This window comes from Rhodovulum viride, assembly GCF_003265965.1.
Lineage (GTDB): Bacteria > Pseudomonadota > Alphaproteobacteria > Rhodobacterales > Rhodobacteraceae > Rhodovulum > Rhodovulum kholense.
This window is the reverse complement of record NZ_MUAV01000013.1, coordinates 1-24,663: the sequence shown is the minus strand read 5'-3', so window position 1 is coordinate 24,663 and position 24,663 is coordinate 1. Positions and strand designations below refer to the sequence as shown.

Genomic DNA, 24,663 nt, shown 5'->3' with positions numbered 1-24,663 from the left:
CCTAGCCCAGCGGCCCCGGCAGGCGTTCCTCGCTGAGGATCACGTTGGCCTCGACATTGCCGACGCCGGGCAGGGTCATGATCCGGCGCCGCAGCACCCGCTCGAAATCGGGCAGGTCGCGGGCCACGACCTTCAGCCGGTAATCGAACAGCCCCAGCACGTGCTGCACCGTCTGCACCTCGGGGATCGCGGTCACGGCGCGCTCGAACTGTTCCAGCCCGACCCGGCCCTTGGTGGCGAGCTTTACGCCCAGAAACACGCTGACCGAAAAGCCCAGCGCCTCTGCGTCCAGCACCGCCCGGCGCCCGGCGATGACCCCCGCCTCTTCCAGCCGGCGGATCCGCCGCCAGCAGGCCGGCTGGCTCAGCCCGAAGCGGCGCCCCAGCGCGCCCGCGCTTTGCGTGGCATCCTCGGCCAGCGCACGCAGGATCCTGCGGTCGGTATCGTCCAGTTCGATCACAGCGGCAGCGCCTCGGCGCGCTTGATGTCGGCCACATGCATCAGCGCCTCGATATCGGCGATATGCGGCAGGGTGAGGATGCGGGTGCGGTAGAGTTCCTGATAATGCGCCATGTCGCGCGCGAGGATGTTCAGCCGCACATCGACCCGGCCCAGAAAGGTCTGGATCTCGCGCACCTCGGGCACCTCGCGCGCCGCCGCAACGAATTCGTCGAAGGCGCGGGGATTGGTCTTGTCGAGCGAAAAGCGCAGGCTGACCTCGACCGAATAGCCCAGCGCCCGCCAGTCGATCACTGCTTGGATGGCCTTCAATGCCCCCTTGGCGCGCAGCTTTTCCAGCCGCCGCCAGCAGGTCGCGGTGGTCAGCCCGGCCCGATCCGCCAGATCGGCGGTCGAGAGCCCCGGCTCGGCCTGCAGATAGCGCAGCAGGCGATGATCGGCATCGTCCAGTTGAATGATCATTGCGCCTTCGCCTTATCTTGCGAATGTATTTTTCCGTTTTTGGCGGATTCCTTCAAGGAATGAAACCCGTCCCGTTCGGGATGCGCCTAAATTCGCGCCAACCGACCCTCATGAAGGACGAACGCGATGCGCGTGTATTATGACCGTGACTGCGACATCAACCTGATCAAGGACAAGAAGGTGGCGATCCTGGGCTACGGCTCCCAGGGCCATGCCCATGCGCTGAACCTGCGCGACTCGGGCGCCAAGAACGTCGTCGTCGCCCTGCGCGAAGGCTCGGCCTCGGCCAAGAAAGCCGAAGCCGAAGGCCTGGCCGTGATGGGCATCGCCGAAGCCGCCGCCTGGTGCGACCTGATCATGTTCACCATGCCCGACGAACTGCAGGCCGAGACCTACAAGAAATACGTCCATGACAACCTGAAGGAAGGCGCCGCCATCGCCTTCGCCCACGGCCTGAACGTGCATTTCGGCCTGATCGAACCCAAACCCGGCGTCGACGTCATCATGATGGCGCCGAAAGGCCCCGGCCACACGGTGCGCGGCGAATACGTCAAGGGCGGCGGCGTGCCCTGCCTGGTGGCGGTGGCCAATGACGCGACCGGCAAGGCGCTGGAACTGGGGCTCAGCTACTGCTCGGCCATCGGCGGCGGCCGCTCGGGCATCATCGAGACCAGCTTCAAGGAAGAATGCGAAACCGACCTCTTCGGCGAACAGGCGGTCCTGTGCGGCGGCCTGGTCGAGCTGATCCGGATGGGCTTCGAGACCCTGGTCGAGGCGGGCTACGCCCCCGAGATGGCCTATTTCGAATGCCTGCACGAAGTGAAGCTGATCGTCGACCTGATCTATGAAGGCGGCATCGCCAACATGAACTACTCGATCTCGAACACCGCCGAATACGGCGAATACGTGTCGGGTCCGCGCATCCTGCCCTATGACGAAACCAAGGCGCGGATGAAGGCGGTGCTGACCGACATCCAGCAAGGTGCCTTCGTGCGCAACTGGATGCAGGAATGTTCGGTCGGCCAACCCTATTTCAAGGCCACCCGCCGCAACAACGACGCCCACCAGATCGAACAGGTCGGCGAAAAACTGCGCGCCATGATGCCCTGGATCACCGCCGGCAAGATGGTCGACAAGTCGAAGAACTGAGCCCGTCCCTCTCGGATACGGCAAAAAGGGCCCCGGATTTCTCCGGGGCCCTTCGCGTTTCCCTGTCCTGACAGGCAGCCGGGATCACGGCGCGCCCTTGCCGTCGCTCCGGGTGCTGGGCGCGTCCGCGGCCAGCGTGCTCTTGGGGGCATCCGGGTCGGCCTTGCGCGCCTCGGTCCGGCGCTTGCTGACCCAGGCGAAGACCACAACGGCGCAAAGCGTCCCGAGGGCAAGATTTGCGATCAGGGACGTGGCGTCCATGGATGAAGCGTCCATACGGGCTCTCCTTTAAGACTGCGGGCGCATCTGATTGCGCCCGCTTCCAAAGACCCAACGGTTCGGGGCTGAACGCGTTCCTTGCCGCTTTTTCCCGGGGGACCGGCCGCGCGGAAGGGTCAGACCCCGGCCAGGCCCGCCGCGCCCTTCGCCGCCACCGCCTCGACCGCATGCACCACCCCCTCGACGACGTCCGTCAGGAGCGAGTCATCCTCGCACTCGGCCATGACCCGGATCAGCGGCTCGGTCCCCGACTTGCGGATCAGAAGCCGCCCATGCCCGTCCAGCCGGTGTTCGGCCTCGGCGATGGCGGCCTTGACCGGTGCGCTGCCCAGCGGGTCGGCCCCGGCGGCATAGCGCACGTTCTTCAGCAGCTGCGGCACCCGGTCGAAGCGGCACGCGAGATCCGAGGCAGATCGGCCGGTCTCGACCATCGCCGCGAGGAATTGCAGCCCCGCCAGCAGCCCGTCGCCGGTGGTGCAGTAATCGGTCATCACGATATGGCCCGACTGTTCGCCGCCAAGGTTCCAGCCGCCCTTGCGCATCGCCTCGACCACATAGCGGTCGCCCACCGCGGTGCGCTCAAGGCGAAGCCCCTGCGCCTCCAGATGCCGCTCGAGCCCCAGATTGGACATCACCGTCGCGACCAGCGTGCCATCGCGAAGCCGCCCCTGCGCTGCCCAGCGCTCGGCGAACAGAGCCATGATCTGATCGCCATCGGCCACCGCCCCGGTCTCGTCGATGATCATCACCCGATCAGCATCGCCGTCGAGGCAGATCCCCAGATCGGCGCCATGGGCCACCACCGCGGCCGCCGCGGTATCGGGATGGGTCGAGCCGCATTTCTGGTTGATGTTGAACCCGTTCGGGTCGGTGCCGACATGCACCACCTCGGCGCCCAGTTCCCACAGCACGGTCGGGGCCACCCGGTAGGCCGCCCCGTTGGCGCAATCGACGACGACCTTCAGCCCGTCCAGCCGAAGCCCGTGCGGGAAGGTCGTCTTGAGAAATTCCGCATAGCGCCAGAGCCCGTCGTCGATCCGCTTGGCGCTGCCGATATTGGCAGGCTGGCTCAGCGCGATCTCGCCTTGCAGGATCGCCTCGATATCGGCTTCGGCCTCGTCCGACAGCTTGAAGCCCGAGGGGCCGAAGAACTTGATGCCGTTGTCTTCATGCGGGTTGTGGCTGGCCGAGATCATGATGCCGAGATCGGCGCGCATCGACTGGGTCAGAAAGCCCACGGCCGGCGTCGGCACCGGCCCCAGCAGCAGCACATTCATGCCGGTCGAGGTCAGCCCCGCCGTCAGCGCGGTTTCCAGCATGTAGCCCGACCGGCGCGTGTCCTTGCCGATCACCACCCGGTGCCGGTTCAGCCCGTCGGTGCGGAAATAGCGGCCCGCCGCCTGGCCCAGCCGCAGCGCCATGTCGGGCGTCATCGGATGGTTGTTGGCGCGGCCGCGCACCCCGTCGGTGCCGAAGATCTGTCTACTCATGTCCCAACTCCATGCCCTTGACCGCCGCGTCCAGCCGCATCGCCTGTCGGGTCTCGGCCGCGTCATGCACCCGGAGGATCTGAACCCCCTGCCCGATGGCGGCCAGGGCCACCGCGACCGACCCCGGCCCCCGCGCCGCCGCCAGCTCGGCGCCGCCGATGGTGCCGATGAACCGCTTGCGCGAGGCGCCCAGCAGCACCGGACAGCCCAGCCCGTGAAAGAGGCTCAGCCCCCGCAGCAGCGCCAGATTATGGGCCAGCGTCTTGCCGAAGCCGATGCCCGGATCGATGACGATGCGCGAGGCCGGAATGCCCGCCGCCAGCGCCGCCCGCACCCGCTCGACCAGAAAGTCGTAAACGTCCAGCAGTACGTGATCGTAATGCGGATCGTCCTGCATGGTGGCCGGGTCGCCCTTGGCATGCATCAGGCAGGCCGCCGCGCCCGCCCGCGCCGTCACCCCCGCCAGATCCGGATCGAAGCCTAGCGCGGCCACGTCATTGACCATATCGGCGCCCGCCGCGAGCGCCGCTTCGGCCACCGCCGCCTTGCGGGTGTCGATCGAGACCGGCCGCGCGACCCCGGCGGCGCGCAGGGCCGCGATGACGGGCGCGGTGCGCTCGATTTCCTCGGCCACGGGCACATCGGCCGCGCCGGGCCGGGTCGACTCGCCGCCGATATCGAGAATGTCAGAATGTTCGGCCAGCGCCCGGCCATGGGCCAGAGCCGTCTCGGGCCGGTCGTGCTGCCCGCCATCGGAAAAGCTGTCCGGCGTGACGTTGAGAATGCCCATCAGCCGCGGGCGGTCCATGGTCAGACCGGCAACGGCCGGGCGCGGTGCTGTCAGTGCGAGGCGCCAGTCCTCGGGGATTGCGCGCGCCGGGACCAGCCGCGGCGGTTCATCCCGGGCCAATACCTCGGCCATCGCGAACCAGCCCCAGCCGCCGGCCAGGGTCAGGGCGTCAGCAGGGCGGGCGGGATCGGTCTGGACGATGGGGCGGAAATAGCGTGTCATGGGCCGTTGATCTGCCAACGGGCGCCGCTTGGCAAGCCGTCAGATCACGGTCCCGACCACCCCGGGCGGGACATAGCGCACGTCAAGCCCGCGCGCGTCGTGTTCGGGCACATCCTCGCCGATCACCAGCACCTGCTCGGCATGAAGGCCCGCGGCGAACCACAAGGCCAGCGCCAGCGCGTCGCGCGGACTGGCCGAGGGGCTTTCGACCGCATCCAGCACGATCTTCGAGGGCGCCCAGACGCTGATCTGGCGATGCTTCATCGCCCAGTCGATCTCGGTCCTGCTGCCGCGCACCACACAGCGCGGATCGCGCCCGGCCAGCACCCAGGCATTCTGTTCGATGGCCAGCAGGTCGATCCGCCGCTGGGCCAGCGGCACCGCCGCACGCGGCGCGGGCGCGTCGGCCGCGCCGACGCACAGCACGAGCGGCCGGTCCCCGGCCTGCCAGCGGTCGAGCCAGCGGGGCAGATCGGGCGCAGCCAGCGCGGCATTCGTGAGAAAGACAACCAGCGGCACCAGGGCCGGTTCCGGCTCGGGCGCGACGGGCACAGGCCGGGGCTGGTCAGGCGCGCGGTCGCGCACGATCTCGACGCCCAGCGCCCCCGGACCGCGGTCGAGTTTCTCGATCCGCACGAAGGCCCGCATCGCCTGCGGTGCGACCAGGATGCGCTCGGCGATCCGCTCGGCCAGGGTCTCGAGCAAGTTCAGTCGTTCCGAGGACAGCTCGGCCGCGATGGCGTCGGCGATCAGGTCATAGGACAGCACCCGGTCGACATCGTCCTCCAGCGGCGCGGGATTGGGCCGGACCTCGACCACCACGTTAAAGCGCACCCGCTGGGTCGAGCCGCGTTCGGCCTGAAAGGCGCCGATCTCGACCGCCACCACATGATCGCGCAGCGAGATCCGGTCGCGCAGCGGGCGCTCCGGGGTCATCGCTTCGGCCCGTTCGGACGGGTGGGCGAAGGCAAGGCGGATGTCATCGGTCATCGGGCTCTCCGGCAAACTGGCCTTGTTCATAGGCGGAAACGGGCCCGGCGAACACCCCGCGGGCGTCCTGTCAGCGACCGGATGCGACCGCTGCCGAGGTCAGTTGGCCGCGACCGCGCCGGGCTGGCGATAGAACACGTGCTGCCCGATGGACGCGGTCCGCGCAAAGCGCCGCGCCCAGTTCGGATCGACGCTGCGATTGTGATAGTGGGTGGCGCCGCCGGTCAGCACCCGCGGGCTGCCATCCAGCATCAGCCGCGCGACCTTGCCAAGCCGGGTATAAAGCCGCTGGTCGGACACATGCTCGGCACGACCGTCGCAGGTATAGGAAAACTGGCAGCGGTTGCGTTGACCGGTGCCCTGATTGACCACGGCGCAGACGCTGTCGGGGTAAAGCGGCGACGCCACACGGTTCAGGATCACCTCGGCCACGGCGAACTGCCCCTTCACGGTCTCGCCCCGGGCCTCGAAGTAAAGCGCCTCGGTCAGGCATTTCCACGACGCGGCGCCACGGGCCTGCGGCAGGGCGTCCAGCCATTTCGGATCGTAGCGCACCGCCTCCCGGGCCTTCGAGGGCGCGGCCAGCCGCTTGATCCGGCGCTGGCCGACCCGCTGCAGACCGGCGCGCTCGGCGCCCAGAAGCCGCGCGAGATTGTCGCCCAGCACAGCCGTCGGATCGTTCGACTGCGATCCGGTCATCTCGGCCAGACAGGCGGACCCGGCCAATGTCAAAGCTGCGGCTGCCGCGATACCCGCGACCCGAACGCTTACCCGACCCATTTGCCCCTCACCGCTGACCTACAGAACGCAGGGCCTCAGGCGGCCCTGGGGCGGCCGTTTAAGTCAAAATGGCTTAAATGTCTATCAGGGGGGCTATTTTGCAACCCAGGGAAGATCGAATTTCGGCAGATACTTGCGCATGACGCCTCGCCCGAAACCTGAAGAACGCCCCCTAACCCATTGTTTCAATAACGCCCATGTTTTGGGCGGCGCGTGGCCCCCAGGGCCAGTTGCGCGGCGGCCAGCCGCGCGACCGGCACCCGGAACGGCGAGCACGAGACATAGTCGAAACCGGCCGTCCGGCAGAAGGCAATCGAATCTGCGTTGCCGCCATGTTCGCCGCAGATCGACAGCACGATCCCGGGCCGCGCCTTGCGGCCGCGCTCGGCGCCGATGCTCAGCAATTCCCCGACGCCCTCAGTGTCGAGCACGTGGAACGGGTCCTCGGCAAACACGCCCTGCTTGACATAGGACCCCATGAAGCGCCCGGCATCGTCGCGCGACAGACCGTAGGTCATCTGGGTCAGATCGTTGGTGCCGAAACTGAGGAACGCCGCATGCTGGGCGATGTCGCCCGCCCGAAGCGCCGCCCTTGGCGTCTCGACCATCACGCCCAAGCGAAAGGCGAAGTCCACGCCCCGCTCGGTGCGCACCGCAGCCGCCAGCGAGTCGATCCGGGTCTTGACCAGTTCGACCTCGCGCATCGCCGAAACCAGCGGGATCATGATCTCGGGCACGATCGGCTGGCCCTTGCGGCTGGCCTCGATCGTGGCCTCGAAGATGGCCCGGGCCTGCATGTCGTAGATCTCGGGCACGGCGATCCCGAGCCGGACCCCCCGCATCCCCAGCATCGGGTTGAATTCGGACAAGGCCTGCACCCGGCGGGTCACGTCGGAAAGCGGCAGGTCCAGCGCATCGGCCAGCTCGCGGATGCCCTCGCGCGACTGCGGCAGGAACTCGTGCAGCGGCGGGTCGAACAGCCGGATGCAGACCGGAAGCCCCTGCATGATCTCGAAAAGCCGGATGAAGTCGCTGCGCTGCATTGGCAGCAGGCGTTCCAGCACGGTGCCGCGATCCTCGGGGCCGGCGGCAAAGATCATCTCATGCATGACCGTCAGCCGGTCATGTTCGAAAAACATATGTTCGGTGCGGCAAAGCCCGATGCCATCGGCGCCGAACCGGCGCGCGGTCTCGGCATCGGCGGGGGTGTCGGCATTGGCGCGGACGCCGATATCGCAGGCCGCCTCGGCCCAGCCCATCAGCGCATGGAACGCATCGTCAAGCGCGGGCGGCAGCATCTTCGCCTCGCCCAGCAAAGCCTGTCCGTTGGTGCCGTCGAGCGTGACGATATCGCCCTCATGCAGTTTCCGCCCGTCCGAGGTGATCAGCACACCGTCACGGCGGTTCAGCCGCATATCCGACACGCCAACGACGCAGGGAACACCCAACCCGCGCGCGATAACGGCCGCGTGGCTGGTCATGCCGCCCCGTTCGGTCATCACGCCCGCCGCCACATGCATGCCGCGAATGTCCTCGGGCGTGGTCTCGCGCCGCACCAGGATGCAGGCCTCGCCCCGCGCCGCGCTGGCCTGCGCGGCGGCCGAGCCGAAGACGAGCCGCCCCACCGCCGCGCCCGGGCTCGCGGCAATACCCTGCGCGATCACATGCCGCCGCCCGGTCGGATCGACCTGACTGTGCAGCAATTCGCTGACCGCGCGCGGCTCGATCCGGGCCAGCGCCTCTTCACGGGCGATGATCCCCTCATCGGCCAGCATCACCGCGATCCGCACCGCGCTGCGGGCGCTGCGCTGCACCCGCACCGCGTCCAGAACCCAAAGCCGCCCGGCCTCGATGGTGAATTCGATCTGCATCTCTTCGCGCAGGTTGATCCGGCAGGTCTCGCCGAACCGTTTGAGCCGGGCGAAAAGGTCGGGGCAGCGATCCTCCAGCGCCGGACCGCGCGGGTCCCGGGTCAGAAACAACGCCTGTTTCTGGCGGCTGACCGCGTCGCGACCCTGGCTTTGGCCCAGATAACGCCCGGTGATGCGCCGCTGCCCGGTGGTACCGTCGACGAATTGGATCACCCCCGAGCCGCTTTCCTCGGGCCCGAGGCCCAGCGCCATCTGCTGTACCACCAGCCCCAGCCCGGCCTCGGCCGGTGCGCCCTTGGCCTGCCGCAAAAGCCGCGCCGTCGTGCCCTCCCAGGCCCGCGCCATCGACCGCAACACCTCCAGCAACTGCCGCGCCGGGTCTTGCGGAAACGGCTCTTCGGCCTCTTCGGCATAGGCGGCAAGTGCTGCGCGTACGGTTTCGGCGGAACTGCCCTCGGCTTCGAAAAGATCGGGGTCGAGCCGCGCGACATGGACCGCATAGGCCTGGATGAAGCGCAGATACAATGCGTTGGCGGCGGCCTCGCCATGGGTGTCGCACAGCGCCCGGTGGCGCGCGTCGTTCATGCCGATATTGAGGATCGAGGCCGGGCCGCCCCAGTCGGGGTCCTGCGAACTGGGCCTGACGGACACCAGGGGCGCGGCGCCAAAGACCGCCAGAAGGGCCTCGGTATCGGGCATCTGGCCCAGCGCGATGCGGTGCACGGCCTCGAAGGACAGCGCGACGGTATGCGGCACCGGCAGGTCGATGCGGATCAGGCGCTGCAGGCACTTGGCCCGCCCGCCATGACGGTCCGCGGTAATGGCCGCGTCCGGCGTTATCTCGGTAAAGTCAACGATATCCGTGAGTTTCCGCACCGCAGCATCCTTCGCCCCTGCTGCAGCATACGCCGATGGCGGAATCTGACAAGCAAAGCGTCACGCTGCGGCCTTCAGCCGTCGATCCGGGTCAGGTCGGCCACGCGGCCGCAGGTCGTGCGGATGCGGTGCAGAAGGTTCAGCCGGTTGCGGCGGATGATCTCGTTGTCGGAATTGACCTGCACCGCCTCGAAGAAGGCGTCGATCGGCGCGCGCAGGGCAGCCATGGCGGCCATCGCCGCCGCGAAATCCTCGGCCTCCATCGCCGGGCCGATGGCCGCCTCGGCCACGTCGAGCGCGTCGAACAGCGCGGCCTCGGCCGGGTCGTCGGCGAATTTCCGGTCGGCCCCGAACGAGTATTCGACCCCGTCCTTTTCCTCGGCCTGGGTCAGGATGTTGTTGGCGCGCTTGAAGCCCTGCACCAGGTTTTCGCCATCCTCGGTGCCCAGCACCGCCTGCAGCGCCCCGGCCCGCCGGACCAGCAGCGTCAGGTCGTCATTGCCGGGCATGGCCAGACAGGCATCGATCACGTCATGGCGAATGCCCTGATCGCGCAGATGGACCTTGAGCCGGTCGTGGAAGAAAGCGAGGAGGTCCTGCGATACTGCTTTGGCTTCAAGTTCCCAGAACATGGCTTTTTCAGTTTCAGGGCCTCCAAATCCCATACCAGACGACAATCTCCAGAACTCAATTTGGTATTCCGTTCCCCCACCGAAACCGAACCCGGAGCCGTCTCCACATTCGCCAGATTTGATCTGCAAGGGAAAGAAGAGATGTGCATATATCAAGTCGGAGAGGCCGAACCTTACCCCACATGACAGCACCAGCCGGATCACGCCCAGCGCTGCACGACGCAGCGCGAAGGGATCCTTGGACCCGGTGGGCTTCTCGTCGATGGCCCAGAAGCCGGTCAGCGTATCGATCTTGTCGGCCAGCGCCACGGCGACCGACACCGGCGCGGTCGGAACCTCGTCAGAGGGGCCGAGCGGCTTGTAATGCAGCGCACAGGCCTCGGCGACCTCGGTGGGCAGACCCGCGGCCTCGGCGTAATAGCGGCCCATCAGTCCCTGAAGCTCGGGGAATTCATAGACCATCTGCGAGGCCAGATCGAGCTTGGCGACCTTGGCTGCCTGTTCCGCCAGATCGGGATCGGCGCCGACCAAGGGCGCGATCTCGCGGGCCAGCGCCGCGATGCGACCGATCCGGTCGGCCTGCGAGCCCAGCGCGCTCTGGAAAGTCACATGGGTCAGGGCCTCGCGCCAGTCCTCCATGCCGGCCTTCGCCACGGCCAGGTCGTTGCCCCAGAAGAAGGCCGCATCCGACAGGCGCGCGGACAGCACTTTTCCGTTGCCCATGAGGATGGTTTCGCCGTGATCGGCGGTTTCCCGGTTCGCGACCGTCACAAATCGAACAATCCGCCCCGTCTTCGGGTCCTTGACCGAAAAGAACTTCTGGTGCTCCTTCATAGAGGTCTGAAGCACCTCGGGCGGCAGGTCCAGGAAGGCCTCGCCGATGGCGCCCATCAGCACCACGGGCCATTCCACCAGCCCCGCGACCTCGGTCAGCAGGCCCTCGTCCTCGACCACCTCAAGACCTTGCGCAAAGGCCGCGTTGGTCGCGTCATGCCAGATCTGTTCGGCGCGTTCGTCCTGATCGAGCATGACATTCGCGCGCTTCAGCTTGACCGCGTAATCCTCGAAGCCCGTCACCCGGAACGGCTCGGGCGCCATGAAGCGGTGGCCACGGGTCATGTCGCCGGCACGGATGCCGTCGATGTCCAGCGGCACCACCTCGGCCCCGGCCTCGGTCGTCAGCAGGCACAGGATCGACTGCAGCGGCCGCACCCAGCGCAGGCTGCCCGTGCCCCAGCGCATGGATTTGGGCCAGGGGAAGTTGCGGATCGTCGCCTCCAGCACCTCGGCCACGATCTCGGCGGCGTCGCGACCGGGCTTTTCGATCACCGCGATCCAGACCTGACCTTTCTTGTCGTCGCGGGCCTGAAGCTGATCCTTCGTCAGCCCGGTCGAGCGCAGGAAGCCGTCCAGCGCCTTTTCCGGCGCATCGACGCGGGGCCCCTTGCGCTCTTCCTTCAGATCGGGGCTGCGGGCCGAAAGCCCCTCGATGGCCAGCACCAGACGGCGCGGCGTCGACCATGCGCGGGCATGGGCATAGGTCAGCCCCGCCTCGACCAGCCCGTCGGTCACCCGCTGGCGCAGCGCCTCGCGCGCCCCGGCCTGCATCCGCGCCGGAATTTCCTCAGAGAAAAGTTCGATCAGAAGGTCGGGCATGGGGCGTCTCTAGTTCGCGGCTGCGGGCGCATCGCCCGTCCAGCCGCCGGCTTTCGTTTCGACGAAGGCGTCGGCGCAACGCTTGGCCAGCGCGCGCACCCGCCCGATATAGGCCTGGCGCTCGGTGACCGAAATCACGCCGCGCGCGTCCAGCAGGTTGAAGAAATGGCTGGCCTTGATGCACTGGTCATAGGCCGGGTGCACCATGATGATGCGCTTGCCGCTGCGCGGGTCCTCGGCCGGCTGGTCGAGGATACGGGCGCATTCGGCCTCGGCCGCCTCGAAGAAGTGCAGAAGCTTGTCGGTATCGGCCACGTCGAAGTTCCAGCGGCTGTATTCTTCCTCGGTCTGCCGGAAGACATCGCCATATTTCAGCGCGATCGGCGCATCGGGGTCGTTGAAGGGCATGTCCATCACATGGTCGATGCCCAGCACATACATCGCCAGCCGTTCCAGCCCGTAGGTCAGCTCGCCCGAGACCGGGTGGCAGTCATGGCCGCCGACCTGCTGAAAATAGGTGAACTGGCTGACTTCCATGCCATCGCACCAGACCTCCCAACCCAGCCCCCAGGCGCCCAGCGTCGGGCTTTCCCAGTCGTCCTCGACAAAGCGGATGTCGTGATAGTCGAAATCGATGCCGATGGCTGCCAGCGAGCCGAGGTACAGCTCCTGAAGGTCAGGCGGGCTGGGTTTGATCAGCACCTGATACTGGTAATAATGCTGCATCCGGTTGGGGTTCTCGCCATAGCGCCCGTCGGTCGGCCGCCGCGAGGGCTGGACATAGGCCGCGGCCCAGGGCCGGGTCCCGAGCGAGCGCAGCGTGGTCGCCGGATGGAAGGTACCCGCCCCCACTTCCATGTCGTAGGGCTGCAGGATCGCGCAGCCCTTGGACGCCCAGTAGGTCTGGAGCCTGAGGATGATCTCCTGGAAACTGCGCGGTTTGCCGTCGCTCATGGCGCCCTAAATCCCCTGTGCCGGTGGATGACTGCGCCTCAATAGGCAAGCGATGCAACAGGGTCAATCAACCCGACAAGAAAGGGGCTTGTTAGACGTGCATTAAATCCGCTTCCTGCTAGGGTCGCTACGGATTCGCCGCAGGGGCGAACGTGAGATACACGACAAGGTTTACTGGACTGATGAGAATTTTCGCAACGATCGCCTTCGTGCTGCTGGCGGCGCTGCCCGCGGCCGCGCAGGATCGCGCCTGGGTGCAGGTCGAGGCCCATCCGACGCTGCGCGAAGCCGAAGAGCGCGCCCGGGCCTATGCAGCCATCCTGCCCGATGTCGGGGCCTACCGTCTGAATTCGGGCTGGTACACCATTGCCGTGGGCCCCTTCCCCTCTGCCGAGGCCGAGGCCGAACTGGCCCGCTTCAAGGCCGGAGGACTGGTTCCGGCCGACACCTTCATCGCCGACGGCACCAATTACGAACGGCGCGTCTGGCCGGTCGGTGCCGAAGCAGGCACGCCCTCGACCGAAGCCCCGGTGACTGCCCCCCCGGCAACCGACGCAGCGGCTGCCCCTGCGCCCGCCGCTGATCCGGCCCCCGAGATGGCCGCCGCAGCCGAGCCGGAGCCGACGACGGTGCCCGAGCTTCCCGACGAGACTCCGTACGAGGCCCGCCAGTCCGAGGCGCGGCTCGACACCCAGGGCCGGATGGAGATTCAGACCGCGCTGAAATGGGAAGGGTTCTACACCTCGACCATCGATGCGGCCTTCGGCCCGGGCACGCGCAACGCCATGGCCAGCTGGCAAGCGGCCAAGGGTTATGAGGCGACCGGCGTTCTGACATCGCGCCAGCGGGCCGAACTGGTCGGCGGCTATCAGGCGCAGATCGCACGTCTGGGGATGACCCCGGTCGACGAGCCCGAAGCCGGCATTCGCATCGAGATGCCAATGGGCCTGGTGCAGTTCGACCGCTACGAGCCGCCCTTCGTGCATTACGCAAGCCGCGGCGACAGCGGGGTCAAGGCGCTTCTGATCAGCGAGCGCGGCGATCAGTCGACGCTGTATGGGCTTTACGACATCATGCAGACGCTGGAGATCGTGCCGCTGGAAGGGGCGCGCGAACGCAATTCGCAAAGCTTCACCCTGACCGGGCGCAACGACCGGCTGGAATCCTACAGCTATGCGGTGCTGACCGGCGGGATGATCAAGGGCTTCTCGCTGATCTGGACCCCGACCGAAGATTCCCGCCTGATGCAACGCGCGGTCGCGATGATGAAGGACAGCCTCGAATCCGTGCCGAACGTCGCGCTCGATGAGACGCTGGGCGAAGCCACGCCCGAGCAGCGCGCCGACATGCTGTCGGGGCTCGACGTGCGCAAGCCCGATGCGACCCATTCGGGGTTCTTCGTCGATCCCAAGGGCACGGTCCTGACCACGACCAACGGGCTCGATGCCTGCCGCCGGATCACCATCGGCCCGGAACTGGAGATGCGGCTGACGGCGACCGACCCGGCCCAGGGACTGGCCCTGCTGACGCCGACGCGGACGCTGGCCCCCATCGGCTTTGCCGAATTCGCGCCGGGCGTGCCGCGGCTGCGGTCGGACGTGGCGGTTGCGGGCTTTTCCTATGGCGAGGTGCTGGATCTGCCGGTGCTGACCTTCGGCGTCCTGGCCGATCTCAAGGGCCTTGGCGGCGAAGAGGCGGTCGACCGGCTGGAACTCGACGCGCTGCCCGGCGACACCGGCGGCCCCATCCTCGACGCGTCGGGGGCGGTTCTCGGGGTGCTTCTGGCCCCGGCCGAGGGCGCGCGCCAGCTGCCCGACTCGGTGCGCTACGCGGCCGATGCGGCGGCGGTCGGCGCGTTCCTGTCGGCCAACGGCGTCGACCCGCGCGCCGCGGCCGGCACCGGCGCGTTGCCGCCCGCGGTGCTGTCGCGCCGCGCGGCCGACATGACCGTTCCGGTGTCCTGCTGGAACTGATGTGTTGCCCCGGGGCGCTGGCTTTGGTCGGCGCTCCGGACCTTCCGACAGCGCCGCTCAGGCCCGCCAGAACTGCACGGTGAAGATCGCGAAGACCACCAGCAGTTCCAGCCGCCCAACGAACATTGCCATCGACAGGATCCATTTGGCGATGTCGTTCAGCCCCGCGAAATTGCCCGACGGTCCGATCTGGTCGCCCAGCCCCGGCCCGATATTGCCCAGCGTCGTGGCCGCGCCCGACAGCGCCGTGGTCGCGTCGAGCCCGGTGGCGCCCAGCAGGACCGACACGATTCCCAGCGCCACCACGAAATAGACGAAGAAGGACATCACCGAGGACAGAACGTCTTCGTCGACCCGCCGCCCGTCATAGCGCGGCTGGAAGATCCCGTGTGGCGCGTAGATCGACTTGATCTGCACCCGGATCGCCGAGAACAGCAACTGATAGCGGAAGATCTTGATCGAACAGGCGGTCGAGCCCGCGCAGCCGCCGATCAGCCCGATGAAGAAGAACAGGATCACCGGCAGCGCCCCCCAAAGCTGGTAGTCGGTGCTGGCGAACCCGGTGCCCGAGATGATCGAGGTGACGTTGAACACCCCCTCGCGGAAGGCGTGTTCGTAATGGTCGCCATTGGCGAAGACCCGGAACGCAGCGATGATCAGCACAAAGGCCGCGATCACCGAGAGATAGGTCCAGATCTGGCTGTCGCGCAGGATCGGCTGCGCCTGCCCGGCCAGTAGCTGCACGTAACGCACGAAGGGCAGGCTCGCCAGCACCATGAAGACCGAGGCCACGTATTCGGGCACCCCCTGATACAGCCCGAACGACGCGTCATGGGTCGAGAACCCGCCGGTCGACACGGTGGTCAGCGCATGGTTCAACGCGTCGTAAAGCGGCATGCCCACGGCGGTGAAACAAAGCATGCAGGCGACCGTCAGGAAGAGGTAGATCCCCGAGATCTGCGCCGCGATCTCGACCGCACGGGGCAACACCTTGCCCCCTGTTTCGAACGCCTCGGACCGGAAGATCTGCATGCCGCCGACCTTGAGTTCGGGCAGGAAAACCATGGCGACCACGATGATCCCGATGCCCCCGAACCATTGCAGCATCGAGCGCCACATCAGCGTGCCCCGGGGCAGCGCGTCGAGCCCGGTGAAAACGGTGGCCCCGGTGGTGGTCAGCCCCGACATCGCCTCGAAGAAGGCATCGACCGGACGGGCTTCGGGCAGGCCAAGAACGAAGGGAAGGCCCGCGAAGACCGGCAGCGCCAGCCACACCGCCGATGTCAGCAGGAAGGTCTGCCGGGTCGACAGACCGCCATCCGACCCGCTGGCGCAGGCCAGCGCCACCATCCCTCCGGTCAGGCCGGTCACCAGCGCCGATTGCAAAAAGGCGGACCAGTTGGGGTTACCATCCCAGAGATCGAACCCCATCGGGATCAGCATCGTGGCACCGAGCACGGCCACGAGCAGACCGATCACATATCCGACAGGGCGCAAGTCCAGCATGAGCGCAGGCTTGGCGGCGCGGCCCCGGCCTGTCAAGCGCGCTCAGCGGGCGTGGATCAGGGTCGAGAACAGCTTGGGGTCGAGACTGCCGGACGCGAAGGTCGGTCCTTCGGTCAGCACGCTGACCGCATCGTGGCTGTGCAGGCTTTCCTGATGGCTGGCGATGACCCGGAAATCACCGATCCTCGGATCGGTCGACAGGGCTTCGGCAAAGAGCCGCGCCGCATCCTCGACGAAGATCGGATTGGCGGCATTGAGCTCGGCGAAGGCCTGTTCATCCTCGCGCTTGACCATCACCTGGGTCTCGGTCGGCACGGCGCTGCGGCACAGCTCGACCAGATCCTCGAACCAGAGGCAGTCGCCGCCGGGCTCGAGCGCGACCGAGATCCGCGCCACCGAGCGCTGGGAATGCGGCGTGGCCAGTTGCCCGCGTTCACGCCGTGCATGTTCGGAAAGTTCAAGCGAACAGGGGCAGGTCGAGCTGTAGACATAGTCGAGATGCATGATCTGACGGGCGGTTCCCGCCATATCGACCAGCTCAAGCCCGAAGTCGTAATATTGGAAACCCTCAAGTCCCGAGCGCAGCGAGCGCACGGTCATCGGGAACGAGAAGCGCATCATGATGCGCGCGTCGAAGGTTTCGAGATCGGTCTTGTAGCTGGCCAGGGCCGCCTCGATCACCTGAAAGCTGAAGGTCCGTTCGGCATGGGCATAAAAGCTCCGCATGATGCGGGACATGTTGATGCCCTTCTTCTCGGCCTCGAGGCTGACGGTCCCGGTAACCGAGGTTTCCAGAGTCAGATCGCGATTGTCCCGGGTATGGAACCGGATGGGCAGACGGAAGTTGGAAATCCCGACATGCTGGATCGGTAGCCGCGCGCCGCGGATCAGGCTCGCCGGGCCGTTCTGCAGATCGGGGAGCGTCGCCTTGTAGGTGTCGTCGGCGACAAAAGCCTCGGGATAGGCGCGGCTCAGCGCCGGATAGTCCGAGACCGGCCGCCCGGGCATAAGGCGGGCCAGCGCCGGATCGAGGGTCTCGATCTCGGTGTCAGAGGCCGATCCGGCCCAGTCGCGCAGCAGCGCAAGCGCGCGTTCGGCCTCGGCACGGGTGGGCTCGCGGTCCATATCGCGGCTGAAAACGTTCATCGGGCTGTCCCCTTCTCGGCTTCGCCATGCCTCCAAGATGGGCGCGGAGGTCGGAAAGTCCATGACGATTTTCCAGATTTTGCAGGACCGCGCCCGCTGCCGGATGTCCGGTTCAAAGCGTATCGAGCGCCGCGCGCAGATCGGCCAGCAGATCGGCCGGATCTTCCAGCCCGACGCTGAGCCGCAAGAGCCCCGGACCGATCCCCAGCACCGACCGCGTCTCTTCGGGCAGGTTCTGATGGGTCGTGGTCGCGGGATGGGTGATGATGCTCTTGGCGTCGCCGAGGTTGTTCGAGATCCGCCAGATGTCGAGCGCGTTCAGCACCTTGAAGGCCGCCTCCTTGCCCCCCGCGAGATCGAGCGCCAGCAGCGTCCCGCCTTCAGGGAAGAGCGCATGGCCCGGATGCCCGGCAAGCCCGGGGTAAATGACCCGCGCGAACCGCAGATCGTCCTTCAGCCCCTCGGCGATCAGCCGCGCGCCCGCCGCCTGGGCGCGAACCCGAAGGTCGAGCGTTTCCAGCCCCTTCAGCATGACCCAGGCATTGAACGGGCTGATCGCGCCGCCGGAATGTTTCATGTAGGTCTGCACCGGCCCCCGGATCACCTCGCGCGGGCCGAGGATCGCGCCGCCAAGACAGCGACCTTGCCCGTCGATATGCTTGGTCGCCGAATAGACCACCAGATCGGCGCCCTGCTCGAAGGCCCGCGAAAAGACCGGCGTCGCGAAGACGTTGTCGACGATCACCCTGGCCCCGGCCGCATGGGCGATCTCGGCCACCGCCGGCAGGTCGACCACCTCGAGAACCGGGTTCGAGATCATCTCGAAGAAGACCGCCGCCGTGCCGGGCGTGACCGCGCGCCGCCAGGCCTCGAGATCGGTGCCGTCGACCAGCACCACCTCGACCCCGAAGCGGCCCAGCACCTCCTCGAGGATGTAAAGGCAGGACCCGAACAGCGCCCGGGCCGCCACCACCCGGTCGCCCGCCTTCAAAAGCGCCATCAGCGCGCCGTTCACCGCCGCCATCCCCGAGGCGCAGGCAAAGGCATCCTCGGCGCCCTCGATCATCGCCAGCCGGTCCTCGAAGATCGCGACCGTCGGGTTGCCATAGCGGGCATAGATGAACTCGTCCCGCGCGGCTTTCTCGAACCGCGCCTCGGCGGCCTCGGCGCTGGGATAATCGAAGCCCTGGGTGAGGAAGATCGCCTCGGAAAGCTCTGCAAACTGGCTGCGGCGCGCGCCCTCATGCACCGCCCGCGTGCGTTTCGTCCAGTCCCGGTCCATGGAGCGCGCCTCCTGCGCAAAACAAAATCCCCGAATCGTCAAAGACGCCGGGGACAAGCTCCGACCTCTTTAGCGGAATGTTTAGCGTGGCCCGCAATCCGGTGAACAAATCGCCACGTGATGCATTGGGTAAGCGCTGTATGTCGGCGCGTCAAGCATCGTCATGCACATGTAACAGCGGCTTCACGGGCTTGTTTCAAAGCTTTTCTATCGAACGGCCGCAAGAGGTTTTCGGAGCGGTCGGGATGCCCCTCGTCCAGGTAAACGCCGCCGGAGAACGGCCCGAGCCCCAGGGCGGCGCGGCCAGACTGGGCCTGTTGCTCGACCGGGCGTTGGCCGGGCTGCCGCCCCGTGCGCCCGTCGCGGTGTTGATCCATGGGCTCAAATTCAGTCCAAGCGTCCCGGAGCTGAGCCCGCACCGGCATATCCTGGCCCTCGACCCCGAAGAACGCTGCTGGAAGGCGGTGTCCTGGCCGCGCGCGCTTGGCTTCACCGGTCAGAGCCGGTCCGAGGGCCTGTGCATCGCCTTCGGCTGGGAATCGGGCAGCAATGTCTGGCGCGCCTATGACGAGGCCGCGCGGGCGGGCGTGGCGCTGGCCCGGCTGATCGAGGCGATCCGGCTGCGCGCCCCCGACCGCCGGGTCGATCTTCTGGGCCATTCGCTGGGCGCGCGGGTGGCCCTGTCGGCGATGGCGGCGCTGAGCACCGATGCCGTTGGCCATGCGGTGCTGATGGCGCCCGCCGAATTCGCCTCGCAGGCGCAGGCCGCGCTGCGCTCGACGGCCGGGCGTCGGGCCAAGATACTGAACGTCACCAGCGGCGAGAACGACCTTTACGACTGGCTGCTCGAACGGTTCGTGGCGCGGCGCGGCGACGGCCCGACGCTGGGCCGGGGGCTGGGAGCTGCGCAGGCCAACTGGGCGGATCTGCGGATCGACGATGCCCCGACACTGGCGGCGCTGGCGGGTCTCGGCCACCGGGTCGCGCCGCCCGACCGGCGGATCTGCCACTGGAGCCCCTATGTGCGACCCGGCATGCTGGCCCTTTACGCGGCGCTGATCCGGGGCGATCTGCCCTACGAGCTGCTGCGGACCCGTCTGCCCGAAGCCCGGGCGGCCCGCTGGTCACGCCTTCTTGCGCTGCCCCGGGTCGAGTTGTCCTTGCCCTTCGCCGGGAACGCCCCATCCTGAGCCCCGACACGGACCGGGAGACCGCTATGACATCCGAAATCGAGCTTTACTACTGGCCGACCCCGAACGGCTGGAAGATCTCCATCGCGCTTGAGGAAATGGCGCTGCCCTACACCCTGCATCTGGTCGATATCGGCGCGGGCGACCAGTTCAAGCCCGACTTCCTGAAGATCGCGCCGAACAACCGGATGCCAGCGATCATCGACCCGGACGGGCCCGATGGCGCACCGGTCTCGATCTTCGAATCGGGCGCGATCCTGCAATATCTGGCGCGCAAGACCGGGCAATTCTGCGGCCGGACCGAACGCGAGCGCATCGCGGTCGACCAGTGGCTGATGTGGCAGATGGGCGGGCTCGGGCCGATGGCGGGTCAGGCGCACCATTTCCTGAAATACGCGCCAAGCCTCGAGCCGCCGCAGGACCTGCCCTATGCCAAGGACCGCTACCGCAGCGAAGTGGCCCGGCTTTACGGCGTGCTCGACCGGCAGCTGGCGCTGGCAGAGTTCGTGGCGGGCGATTTCTTCTCGATCGCCGACATGGCGATCTGGCCCTGGGCCTCGAACTGGGAAGGCCAGGAACAGACTCTGGACGACAAGCCCAACATGGCGCGCTGGCTGGACCACGTGGCCGCCCGGCCCGGGGTGCAGCGCGGACGGGCACTGGCCGCCGAGAAACGGTCCGACCTCAGCACCGACCGCAAGGCCCAGGCCATGCTGTTCCGCAGGGGCTAGGCAAATCGAACAGACCGGATCTGACGCAGGGGCTGAACGAAAAATCTTCGCAGAAGATTTTTGGCCCCGGCTCAACCGTCGCGCTTGCCGTCGTCGAGACCATAGCGTTTGAACAGCCGCCCCTGCGCCATGAAGAACGCAAAGATCGCGACGGTCAGACCGAAGGTCTTGAAATTCACCCACATGTCGGTCGACATCGTCCGCCAGATGACCTCGTTCAGGACGGCGAGCCCGACGAAGAACAGCATCAGCCGCCGGGTCAGGATCATCCAGCCCGCCCTCTCCAGCGGCACCGCTTCATCCAGCACATATTGCAGATAGGACTTCCCGCGAAGAAGACCCACCCCCAGCACCGCGGCAAAGAGTGTGTAGATCGCGGTCGGCTTCATCTTGAAGAACCGCTCGTCGTTCAGCCAGACCGTCAGCCCGCCGAAGACAACGACCAGAACCGCCGTCGCGATCTGCATCTTCGAGACATGCCGCGTCAGCACCCAGAGGATCGCCGTCGTGATCAAGAGAAGCGGAATGAACCCGGCCGTCGCCAGCACGAAGCCCTCGTATTCGGTGCCCGCGATGGTGAAGGTCCGGTCGCGCAGCCGCACGTAGGCCACGAAGAAGGCCACGATCGGCCCCAGTTCCAGCGCCAGTTTCAGCCCCGCGTTGATCTTGCGCTTTTCGGCCATCGGCCTCAGCCTCCCATCTCGACAATCACAGCCCCGGCCGCGATCAGCGTCATCAGCGCCAGCCGCCGCGGCCCCACCTTCTCGCCCAGGACCAGCCAGCCGATCAAGGCCGCAAACACGGTCGAGGTCTCGCGCAGCACGGCCGCCTCGCCCACCTTGTCGAGCCGCGTGGCCATCATCACCGCGCCGAAGCTCATGAAAGCCACCAGCCCGCCCGCAAAGCCCCGAAACATCAGTGGCCCCGCCGCCGGCGGGTCGGGCATCTGTCGCCAGCGCATCAGCGCCAGCCAGGGCATCACCGTCAGTCCGTCGATGAAGAAGAACCATGCGAGGAACGTGAACGGGTCGGCCGTCGCCCGGATGCCGTAGGCGTCGAAGGTGGTGTAGGCCGCGACGAACCCGCCGGTCAGAACCGCCAGCGCCAGCGCAGGCTTCAGGGTCTCGCGATTCGTGGTCCAGTGCCGCAGGTTATAGATGGCCAGGCCGTAGATCCCGGCCAGCAGCACCGCCACCCCCAGCCATTGCATCGGCTGGAAGACCTCGTCGAACAAGGCCCAGGCGCCGATCACCGTGAACAGCGGCCCGGTGCCGCGCACCACCGGATAGACGACCGTATAGGCGCCCTTGGTGTAGGTGTAGCCCTGGGCGATCTTGTAGGCGAGATGGATCGCGAAGGCGCCCGCGAAGATCGGCCACATATGCGGCTCGGGCCAGGGCACGACGAAAAGCGCGACGGGCGCGGCCATCGCCCCGTAGGAGAAGTCGATCGCACCCCGCGACAGCCAGGGGTCGTGCCGCCCCTTCTGCAAGGCCCCGAAGACCGCATGCAGCACCGCCGCCGACAGCGCCAGCACCAGCGCCAGATCGTGCCCGGCCTCGGTTCCCTCGATGGCGGCGATCCAGTCGGTCATCGCCGCCGGTGCCTCGGCCGCTCATCGCCGCGCCCGCGGTCGCGCCAGGGCTGCTCAGCCATCGAGGCCCGCCAGCGCGTTGGCGAAGTCCTCCGGCTCGAACGGCGCCAGATCGTCGATCTGTTCGCCCACGCCGATGGCATGGATCGGCAGGCCGAACTTGTCGGCCAGCGCCACCAGAACGCCGCCCTTGGCGGTGCCGTCGAGCTTGGTCATCACCAGCCCCGACACATCGGCCAGCTTTTGGAAGATCTCGACCTGGCTCAGCGCGTTCTGCCCCGTGGTCGCATCCAGCACCAGCAGCGTGTTATGCGGCGCGGTCTCGTCGCGCTTGCGGATCACCCGCACGATCTTGGCCAGTTCCTGCATCAGGTCCTGCCGGTTCTGCAGCCGCCCGGCCGTGTCGATCATCAGAAGGTCGGTGCCCTCGGCCTCGGCCCGGGCCATGGCGTCGAAGGCAAGGCTGGCCGGGTCGGCGCCCTGCGGCGCGGTCATCACCGGCACGCCCGCGCGCTGGCCCCAGACCTGAAGCTGTTCGACCGCCGCCGCGCGGAAGGTGTCGCCCGCTGCCACGATCACCGACTTGCCCGCGTCGCGGAACTGGCTCGCGAGCTTGCCGATGGTGGTGGTCTTGCCCGACCCGTTGACGCCGACCACCAGCACGACCTGCGGCTTCTTGGAATAAAGCGGCATCGGTCGCGCGACCGGCTCCATGATGCGGGCGATTTCGAAGGCCAGCAGTTCCTTGATCTCGTCGACCGAAAGCCGCTTGCCGAACCGGCCCTCGGCCATGTTGGCGGTGACCCGCAGCGCGGTATCGACCCCCATATCCGCCGAGATCAGCAGCTCTTCGAGGCTTTCCAGCATCGCGTCGTCAAGCTCGCGGCGGATGACCGTCTTCTTCTGTTCGGTCCGCGAGAACATGCGCCCGAAGAAGCCCCGGCGCGGAGCACCGGCCCCGGCTTCCGGGGCGTCGTAGGATTCAGCCTCGTCCAGCATCGCGTCGCGCGCGGCAAGGGCACCCCCCGACAATTGGCCCGGCAGTTCCGGAGGGCTGTCCGACGGGATCTCGTCCGGCACCTCGGGCGGGACTTCCTCGGGCCAGTCCGGCAGTTCCTGCGGCGGCTCCGGCGGGATCTCGGACGGCCCGGGCGGGATGTTCAGAGGCTCGGGCTGCGGATCGGGCCGGGGCGGCACGACCGGCTCCGGTTCAGGTTCGGGCTCTGGCAGAGGGCCGGGTTCCGGGTCCGGCTCAGGTTCCGGTTGGGGCTCAGGCTCGGGGTCCGGCTCGGGAGGCTCTGGTGGCAGGTCGGGTTCCGGGTCCGGGGCGGCCATCGTCCAGGATGGCGCCTCGGCAGGACGGTCGATCCGGGCATCTTGCAGGGGATCGGGCCCCGAAGACACGCCAGAAGCAGCCTCACTGGACTCATAGGGAGCGGGCTCACGGGCTGCCGGCTCGTCGCCGTCCCGTTCCTCGGCCTCGGATGCGCCCTCCTCTTGGGCCGCGACGCCCGAGCGGCCCGGGACCTCCTGTGCGGATTCGGCGGAATCGAACTCGGCGACCGGCCCGGCTTCCGGCTCCGGTTCCGTCTGTTCTGCGGGCCGCGACACGGCCTCGGCCGCGCCGAGGACCAGCGGAACGGGACGGCCCCGCTCGCTCGCTGACTCGGTCGCATCGGCCTCGGCCGCCCTTTCGGGGTCTGCCTGCCCGGCCTCCGGAGCCGCGGAAGGCGGGTCCTCCGGATCGCCCGTTGGGTCGACCGGGGCAGAGGCACCGGACGGGGAAGGGTCGGACGGCAGAGGTTCTGACGAGGAGGCCTCCAGCTCTTCCTCGCGGCCGCCGTCGCGCACGATGTCTTCAAGCCCCTGCTCGATCTTCGAGGACGACTTGCCGAGCCGCTGCCTGAGCTTGCTGAAAAACGCCATATCCCCTCCTGCCTGCCCCGTCCGGGGGCCAGATCTGACCTAAGCGGAAACGCCCCGATATGGAAGGGGGCGTGCCGGGACCTATCTTTGGCACAGGGGCGCACGGAGGCCATGGCACCCGCCGACGCACCCGCGGCCCGGGGCGGACAGGCTGGCGAAGACCGGTGCGCTCTGGCACAGTGAAACCGCCGACATCCCGGAGGACCCCGATGCGCCTTGCGCCAACCGCCCTGATCCTGGCTGCCGCCCTGGCCGTACCGGCCGTCCGCGCCCCGGCCGCGGAAACCGCCGAACCGATGTCGGCGGCCGCCTTCGACCGCTATGCCACCGGAAAGACCCTGTTCTATGCCTCGGACGGTCATGCCTACGGGGCGGAACAATATCTCAGCGGGCGGCGGGTGATCTGGACCTTCCTTGATGGCAACTGCTCGGAAGGGGTCTGGTACGAGTCCAACGGCCAGATCTGCTTTCGCTACGACCACGACCCCGAAGACCCGCAATGCTGGAGCTTCTTCGAATCCGGCGGCGGGCTGATGGCGCAGTTCGAGAATGACCCGGCCCAGACCGAACTGATCGAGGTCAACCAGAGCCGAGAACCGCTGATGTGCACCGGCCCCGACGTCGGCGCCTGAGCCCCCGGTCTCAGAGCAGCGAGCCCTGTTCGGGCGGCTCCTCGGTCTTGCGGGCACGGCGCGGCGGGCGGCC

20 protein-coding genes, 2 pseudogenes and 1 riboswitch are annotated in these 24,663 nt (G+C 67.5%); of the genes and pseudogenes, 5 read left to right on the top strand and 17 right to left on the bottom strand.

Features of this window, described 5'->3' with window-relative positions; translation table 11 throughout:
- Position 1 precedes the first annotated feature (1 nt).
- Positions 2-460, bottom strand: coding sequence for an Lrp/AsnC family transcriptional regulator (locus tag BYZ73_RS12165; RefSeq protein ID WP_108023907.1), 459 nt, complete (start codon positions 458-460; stop codon positions 2-4).
- A complete protein-coding gene (locus BYZ73_RS12160) occupies positions 457-921 on the bottom strand; it encodes an Lrp/AsnC family transcriptional regulator (RefSeq protein ID WP_112316163.1) in 465 nt (154 codons plus the stop codon). Before BYZ73_RS12160 ends, BYZ73_RS12165 begins: the two co-directional genes overlap by 4 nt.
- Before the next feature lie 126 nt (positions 922-1,047).
- On the opposite strand from BYZ73_RS12160, the gene ilvC reads away from it, so the two are divergent.
- Positions 1,048-2,070 carry a ketol-acid reductoisomerase gene (gene ilvC / locus BYZ73_RS12155; RefSeq protein WP_108023909.1) on the top strand — a complete coding sequence of 341 codons (1,023 nt, stop codon included), beginning with the start codon at positions 1,048-1,050 and terminating at the stop codon, positions 2,068-2,070.
- Positions 2,071-2,154: 84 nt separating this feature from the next.
- Here ilvC and BYZ73_RS22760 read toward each other — a convergent pair whose 3' ends face one another.
- From BYZ73_RS22760 to BYZ73_RS12120, 9 genes and pseudogenes are all read right to left on the bottom strand, one after another.
- Positions 2,155-2,331: a hypothetical protein gene (locus tag BYZ73_RS22760; protein WP_181498041.1), complete on the bottom strand. Its 177-nt coding sequence runs from the start codon at positions 2,329-2,331 to the stop codon at positions 2,155-2,157.
- A 134-nt stretch (positions 2,332-2,465) separates the two neighbouring features.
- Complete coding sequence (gene glmM / locus BYZ73_RS12150; protein WP_112316162.1) at positions 2,466-3,839, bottom strand: phosphoglucosamine mutase; 1,374 nt, start codon at positions 3,837-3,839, stop codon at positions 2,466-2,468.
- Positions 3,832-4,851, bottom strand: a complete 1,020-nt coding sequence (gene folP, locus BYZ73_RS12145; RefSeq protein ID WP_112316161.1) for a dihydropteroate synthase — start codon at positions 4,849-4,851, stop codon at positions 3,832-3,834. The genes glmM and folP overlap by 8 nt, the downstream gene beginning before the upstream one ends.
- 39 nt (positions 4,852-4,890) lie before the next feature.
- Entirely contained in the window at positions 4,891-5,841 is a 951-nt protein-coding gene (locus BYZ73_RS12140) for a dihydroneopterin aldolase (RefSeq protein WP_112316160.1), read from the bottom strand.
- Between the two features lie 99 nt (positions 5,842-5,940).
- Positions 5,941-6,540: a cell wall hydrolase gene (locus tag BYZ73_RS12135; RefSeq protein ID WP_245943131.1), complete on the bottom strand. Its 600-nt coding sequence runs from the start codon at positions 6,538-6,540 to the stop codon at positions 5,941-5,943.
- 266 nt (positions 6,541-6,806) lie between these two features.
- Positions 6,807-9,368 (bottom strand): putative PEP-binding protein, encoded by a 2,562-nt coding sequence (locus tag BYZ73_RS12130; protein ID WP_108023919.1) that lies wholly within the window; start codon positions 9,366-9,368, stop codon positions 6,807-6,809.
- Positions 9,369-9,442: 74 nt separating this feature from the next.
- Positions 9,443-9,964 (bottom strand): annotated as a pseudogene (locus tag BYZ73_RS24145) (DALR anticodon-binding domain-containing protein); the annotation flags it as partial.
- A pseudogene (gene glyS, locus BYZ73_RS12125) lies at positions 9,938-11,608 on the bottom strand (glycine--tRNA ligase subunit beta); the annotation flags it as partial. The pseudogenes BYZ73_RS24145 and glyS, both read right to left, overlap by 27 nt.
- A 57-nt stretch (positions 11,609-11,665) precedes the next feature.
- The gene (locus BYZ73_RS12120; protein ID WP_112316157.1) at positions 11,666-12,610 is read right to left on the bottom strand and encodes a glycine--tRNA ligase subunit alpha; all 945 of its coding nucleotides are present in this window, start codon (positions 12,608-12,610) and stop codon (positions 11,666-11,668) included.
- A 182-nt stretch (positions 12,611-12,792) separates the two neighbouring features.
- On the opposite strand from BYZ73_RS12120, the gene BYZ73_RS12115 reads away from it, so the two are divergent.
- Positions 12,793-14,583, top strand: coding sequence for a serine protease (locus tag BYZ73_RS12115; RefSeq protein WP_112316156.1), 1,791 nt, complete (start codon positions 12,793-12,795; stop codon positions 14,581-14,583).
- A gap of 57 nt (positions 14,584-14,640) precedes the next feature.
- On the opposite strand, the gene BYZ73_RS12110 is transcribed toward BYZ73_RS12115, so the two are convergent.
- The 3 genes from BYZ73_RS12110 to metZ form a co-directional block, all read right to left on the bottom strand.
- On the bottom strand, positions 14,641-16,089 hold the full coding sequence (locus BYZ73_RS12110; protein WP_112316155.1) for a TrkH family potassium uptake protein: 1,449 nt from the start codon (positions 16,087-16,089) through the stop codon (positions 14,641-14,643).
- A gap of 42 nt (positions 16,090-16,131) precedes the next feature.
- A complete protein-coding gene (gene folE2 / locus BYZ73_RS12105; RefSeq protein ID WP_112316154.1) occupies positions 16,132-17,235 on the bottom strand; it encodes a GTP cyclohydrolase FolE2 in 1,104 nt (367 codons plus the stop codon).
- Positions 17,236-17,347: 112 nt separating this feature from the next.
- Complete coding sequence (metZ, locus tag BYZ73_RS12100) at positions 17,348-18,517, bottom strand: O-succinylhomoserine sulfhydrylase (RefSeq protein ID WP_112316153.1); 1,170 nt, start codon at positions 18,515-18,517, stop codon at positions 17,348-17,350.
- A 48-nt stretch (positions 18,518-18,565) separates the two neighbouring features.
- Positions 18,566-18,644, bottom strand: a riboswitch (SAM riboswitch).
- Positions 18,645-18,762: 118 nt separating this feature from the next.
- Here metZ and BYZ73_RS12095 point away from each other — a divergent pair.
- Both BYZ73_RS12095 and BYZ73_RS12090 read left to right on the top strand, forming a co-directional pair.
- A complete protein-coding gene (locus BYZ73_RS12095; protein ID WP_181498040.1) occupies positions 18,763-19,707 on the top strand; it encodes an alpha/beta fold hydrolase in 945 nt (314 codons plus the stop codon).
- 26 nt (positions 19,708-19,733) lie between these two features.
- A complete protein-coding gene (locus BYZ73_RS12090; RefSeq protein ID WP_112316151.1) occupies positions 19,734-20,438 on the top strand; it encodes a glutathione S-transferase N-terminal domain-containing protein in 705 nt (234 codons plus the stop codon).
- A gap of 71 nt (positions 20,439-20,509) precedes the next feature.
- Here the strand turns inward: BYZ73_RS12090 and BYZ73_RS12085 are convergent, their stop codons facing one another.
- From BYZ73_RS12085 to ftsY, 3 genes are read right to left on the bottom strand one after another with little or no spacing between them, the layout of a single operon-like run.
- Complete coding sequence (locus BYZ73_RS12085; protein ID WP_112316150.1) at positions 20,510-21,121, bottom strand: inner membrane-spanning protein YciB; 612 nt, start codon at positions 21,119-21,121, stop codon at positions 20,510-20,512.
- Positions 21,122-21,126: 5 nt separating this feature from the next.
- Positions 21,127-22,032, bottom strand: coding sequence for an EamA family transporter (locus BYZ73_RS12080; RefSeq protein WP_108023939.1), 906 nt, complete (start codon positions 22,030-22,032; stop codon positions 21,127-21,129).
- Positions 22,033-22,086: 54 nt separating this feature from the next.
- Positions 22,087-23,367 (bottom strand): signal recognition particle-docking protein FtsY, encoded by a 1,281-nt coding sequence (gene ftsY / locus BYZ73_RS12075; RefSeq protein WP_220086834.1) that lies wholly within the window; start codon positions 23,365-23,367, stop codon positions 22,087-22,089.
- Between the two features lie 800 nt (positions 23,368-24,167).
- On the opposite strand from ftsY, the gene BYZ73_RS12070 reads away from it, so the two are divergent.
- Positions 24,168-24,590, top strand: coding sequence for a hypothetical protein (locus tag BYZ73_RS12070; RefSeq protein ID WP_112316149.1), 423 nt, complete (start codon positions 24,168-24,170; stop codon positions 24,588-24,590).
- The last annotated feature ends 73 nt before the right edge of the window (positions 24,591-24,663 follow it).

Bases quoted from the DNA above. Each gene is read 5' to 3' on its own strand.
- BYZ73_RS12140 (WP_112316160.1), bottom strand. From the start codon at position 5,841: ATGACCGATGACATCCGCCTTGCCTTCGCCCACCCGTCCGAACGGGCC.
- BYZ73_RS12135 (WP_245943131.1), bottom strand. From the start codon at position 6,540: ATGACCGGATCGCAGTCGAACGATCCGACGGCTGTGCTGGGCGACAAT.
- folE2 (WP_112316154.1), bottom strand. From the start codon at position 17,235: ATGAACGTTTTCAGCCGCGATATGGACCGCGAGCCCACCCGTGCCGAG.
- BYZ73_RS12110 (WP_112316155.1), bottom strand. From the start codon at position 16,089: ATGCTGGACTTGCGCCCTGTCGGATATGTGATCGGTCTGCTCGTGGCC.
- BYZ73_RS22760 (WP_181498041.1), bottom strand. From the start codon at position 2,331: ATGGACGCCACGTCCCTGATCGCAAATCTTGCCCTCGGGACGCTTTGC.
- metZ (WP_112316153.1), bottom strand. From the start codon at position 18,517: ATGGACCGGGACTGGACGAAACGCACGCGGGCGGTGCATGAGGGCGCG.
- BYZ73_RS12160 (WP_112316163.1), bottom strand. From the start codon at position 921: ATGATCATTCAACTGGACGATGCCGATCATCGCCTGCTGCGCTATCTG.
- BYZ73_RS12070 (WP_112316149.1), top strand. From the start codon at position 24,168: ATGCGCCTTGCGCCAACCGCCCTGATCCTGGCTGCCGCCCTGGCCGTA.
- BYZ73_RS12090 (WP_112316151.1), top strand. From the start codon at position 19,734: ATGACATCCGAAATCGAGCTTTACTACTGGCCGACCCCGAACGGCTGG.
- ftsY (WP_220086834.1), bottom strand. From the start codon at position 23,367: ATGGCCGCCCCGGACCCGGAACCCGACCTGCCACCAGAGCCTCCCGAG.
- BYZ73_RS12085 (WP_112316150.1), bottom strand. From the start codon at position 21,121: ATGGCCGAAAAGCGCAAGATCAACGCGGGGCTGAAACTGGCGCTGGAA.
- BYZ73_RS12095 (WP_181498040.1), top strand. From the start codon at position 18,763: ATGCCCCTCGTCCAGGTAAACGCCGCCGGAGAACGGCCCGAGCCCCAG.
- folP (WP_112316161.1), bottom strand. From the start codon at position 4,851: ATGACACGCTATTTCCGCCCCATCGTCCAGACCGATCCCGCCCGCCCT.
- BYZ73_RS12120 (WP_112316157.1), bottom strand. From the start codon at position 12,610: ATGAGCGACGGCAAACCGCGCAGTTTCCAGGAGATCATCCTCAGGCTC.
- BYZ73_RS12115 (WP_112316156.1), top strand. From the start codon at position 12,793: ATGAGAATTTTCGCAACGATCGCCTTCGTGCTGCTGGCGGCGCTGCCC.
- glmM (WP_112316162.1), bottom strand. From the start codon at position 3,839: ATGAGTAGACAGATCTTCGGCACCGACGGGGTGCGCGGCCGCGCCAAC.
- ilvC (WP_108023909.1), top strand. From the start codon at position 1,048: ATGCGCGTGTATTATGACCGTGACTGCGACATCAACCTGATCAAGGAC.
- BYZ73_RS12080 (WP_108023939.1), bottom strand. From the start codon at position 22,032: ATGACCGACTGGATCGCCGCCATCGAGGGAACCGAGGCCGGGCACGAT.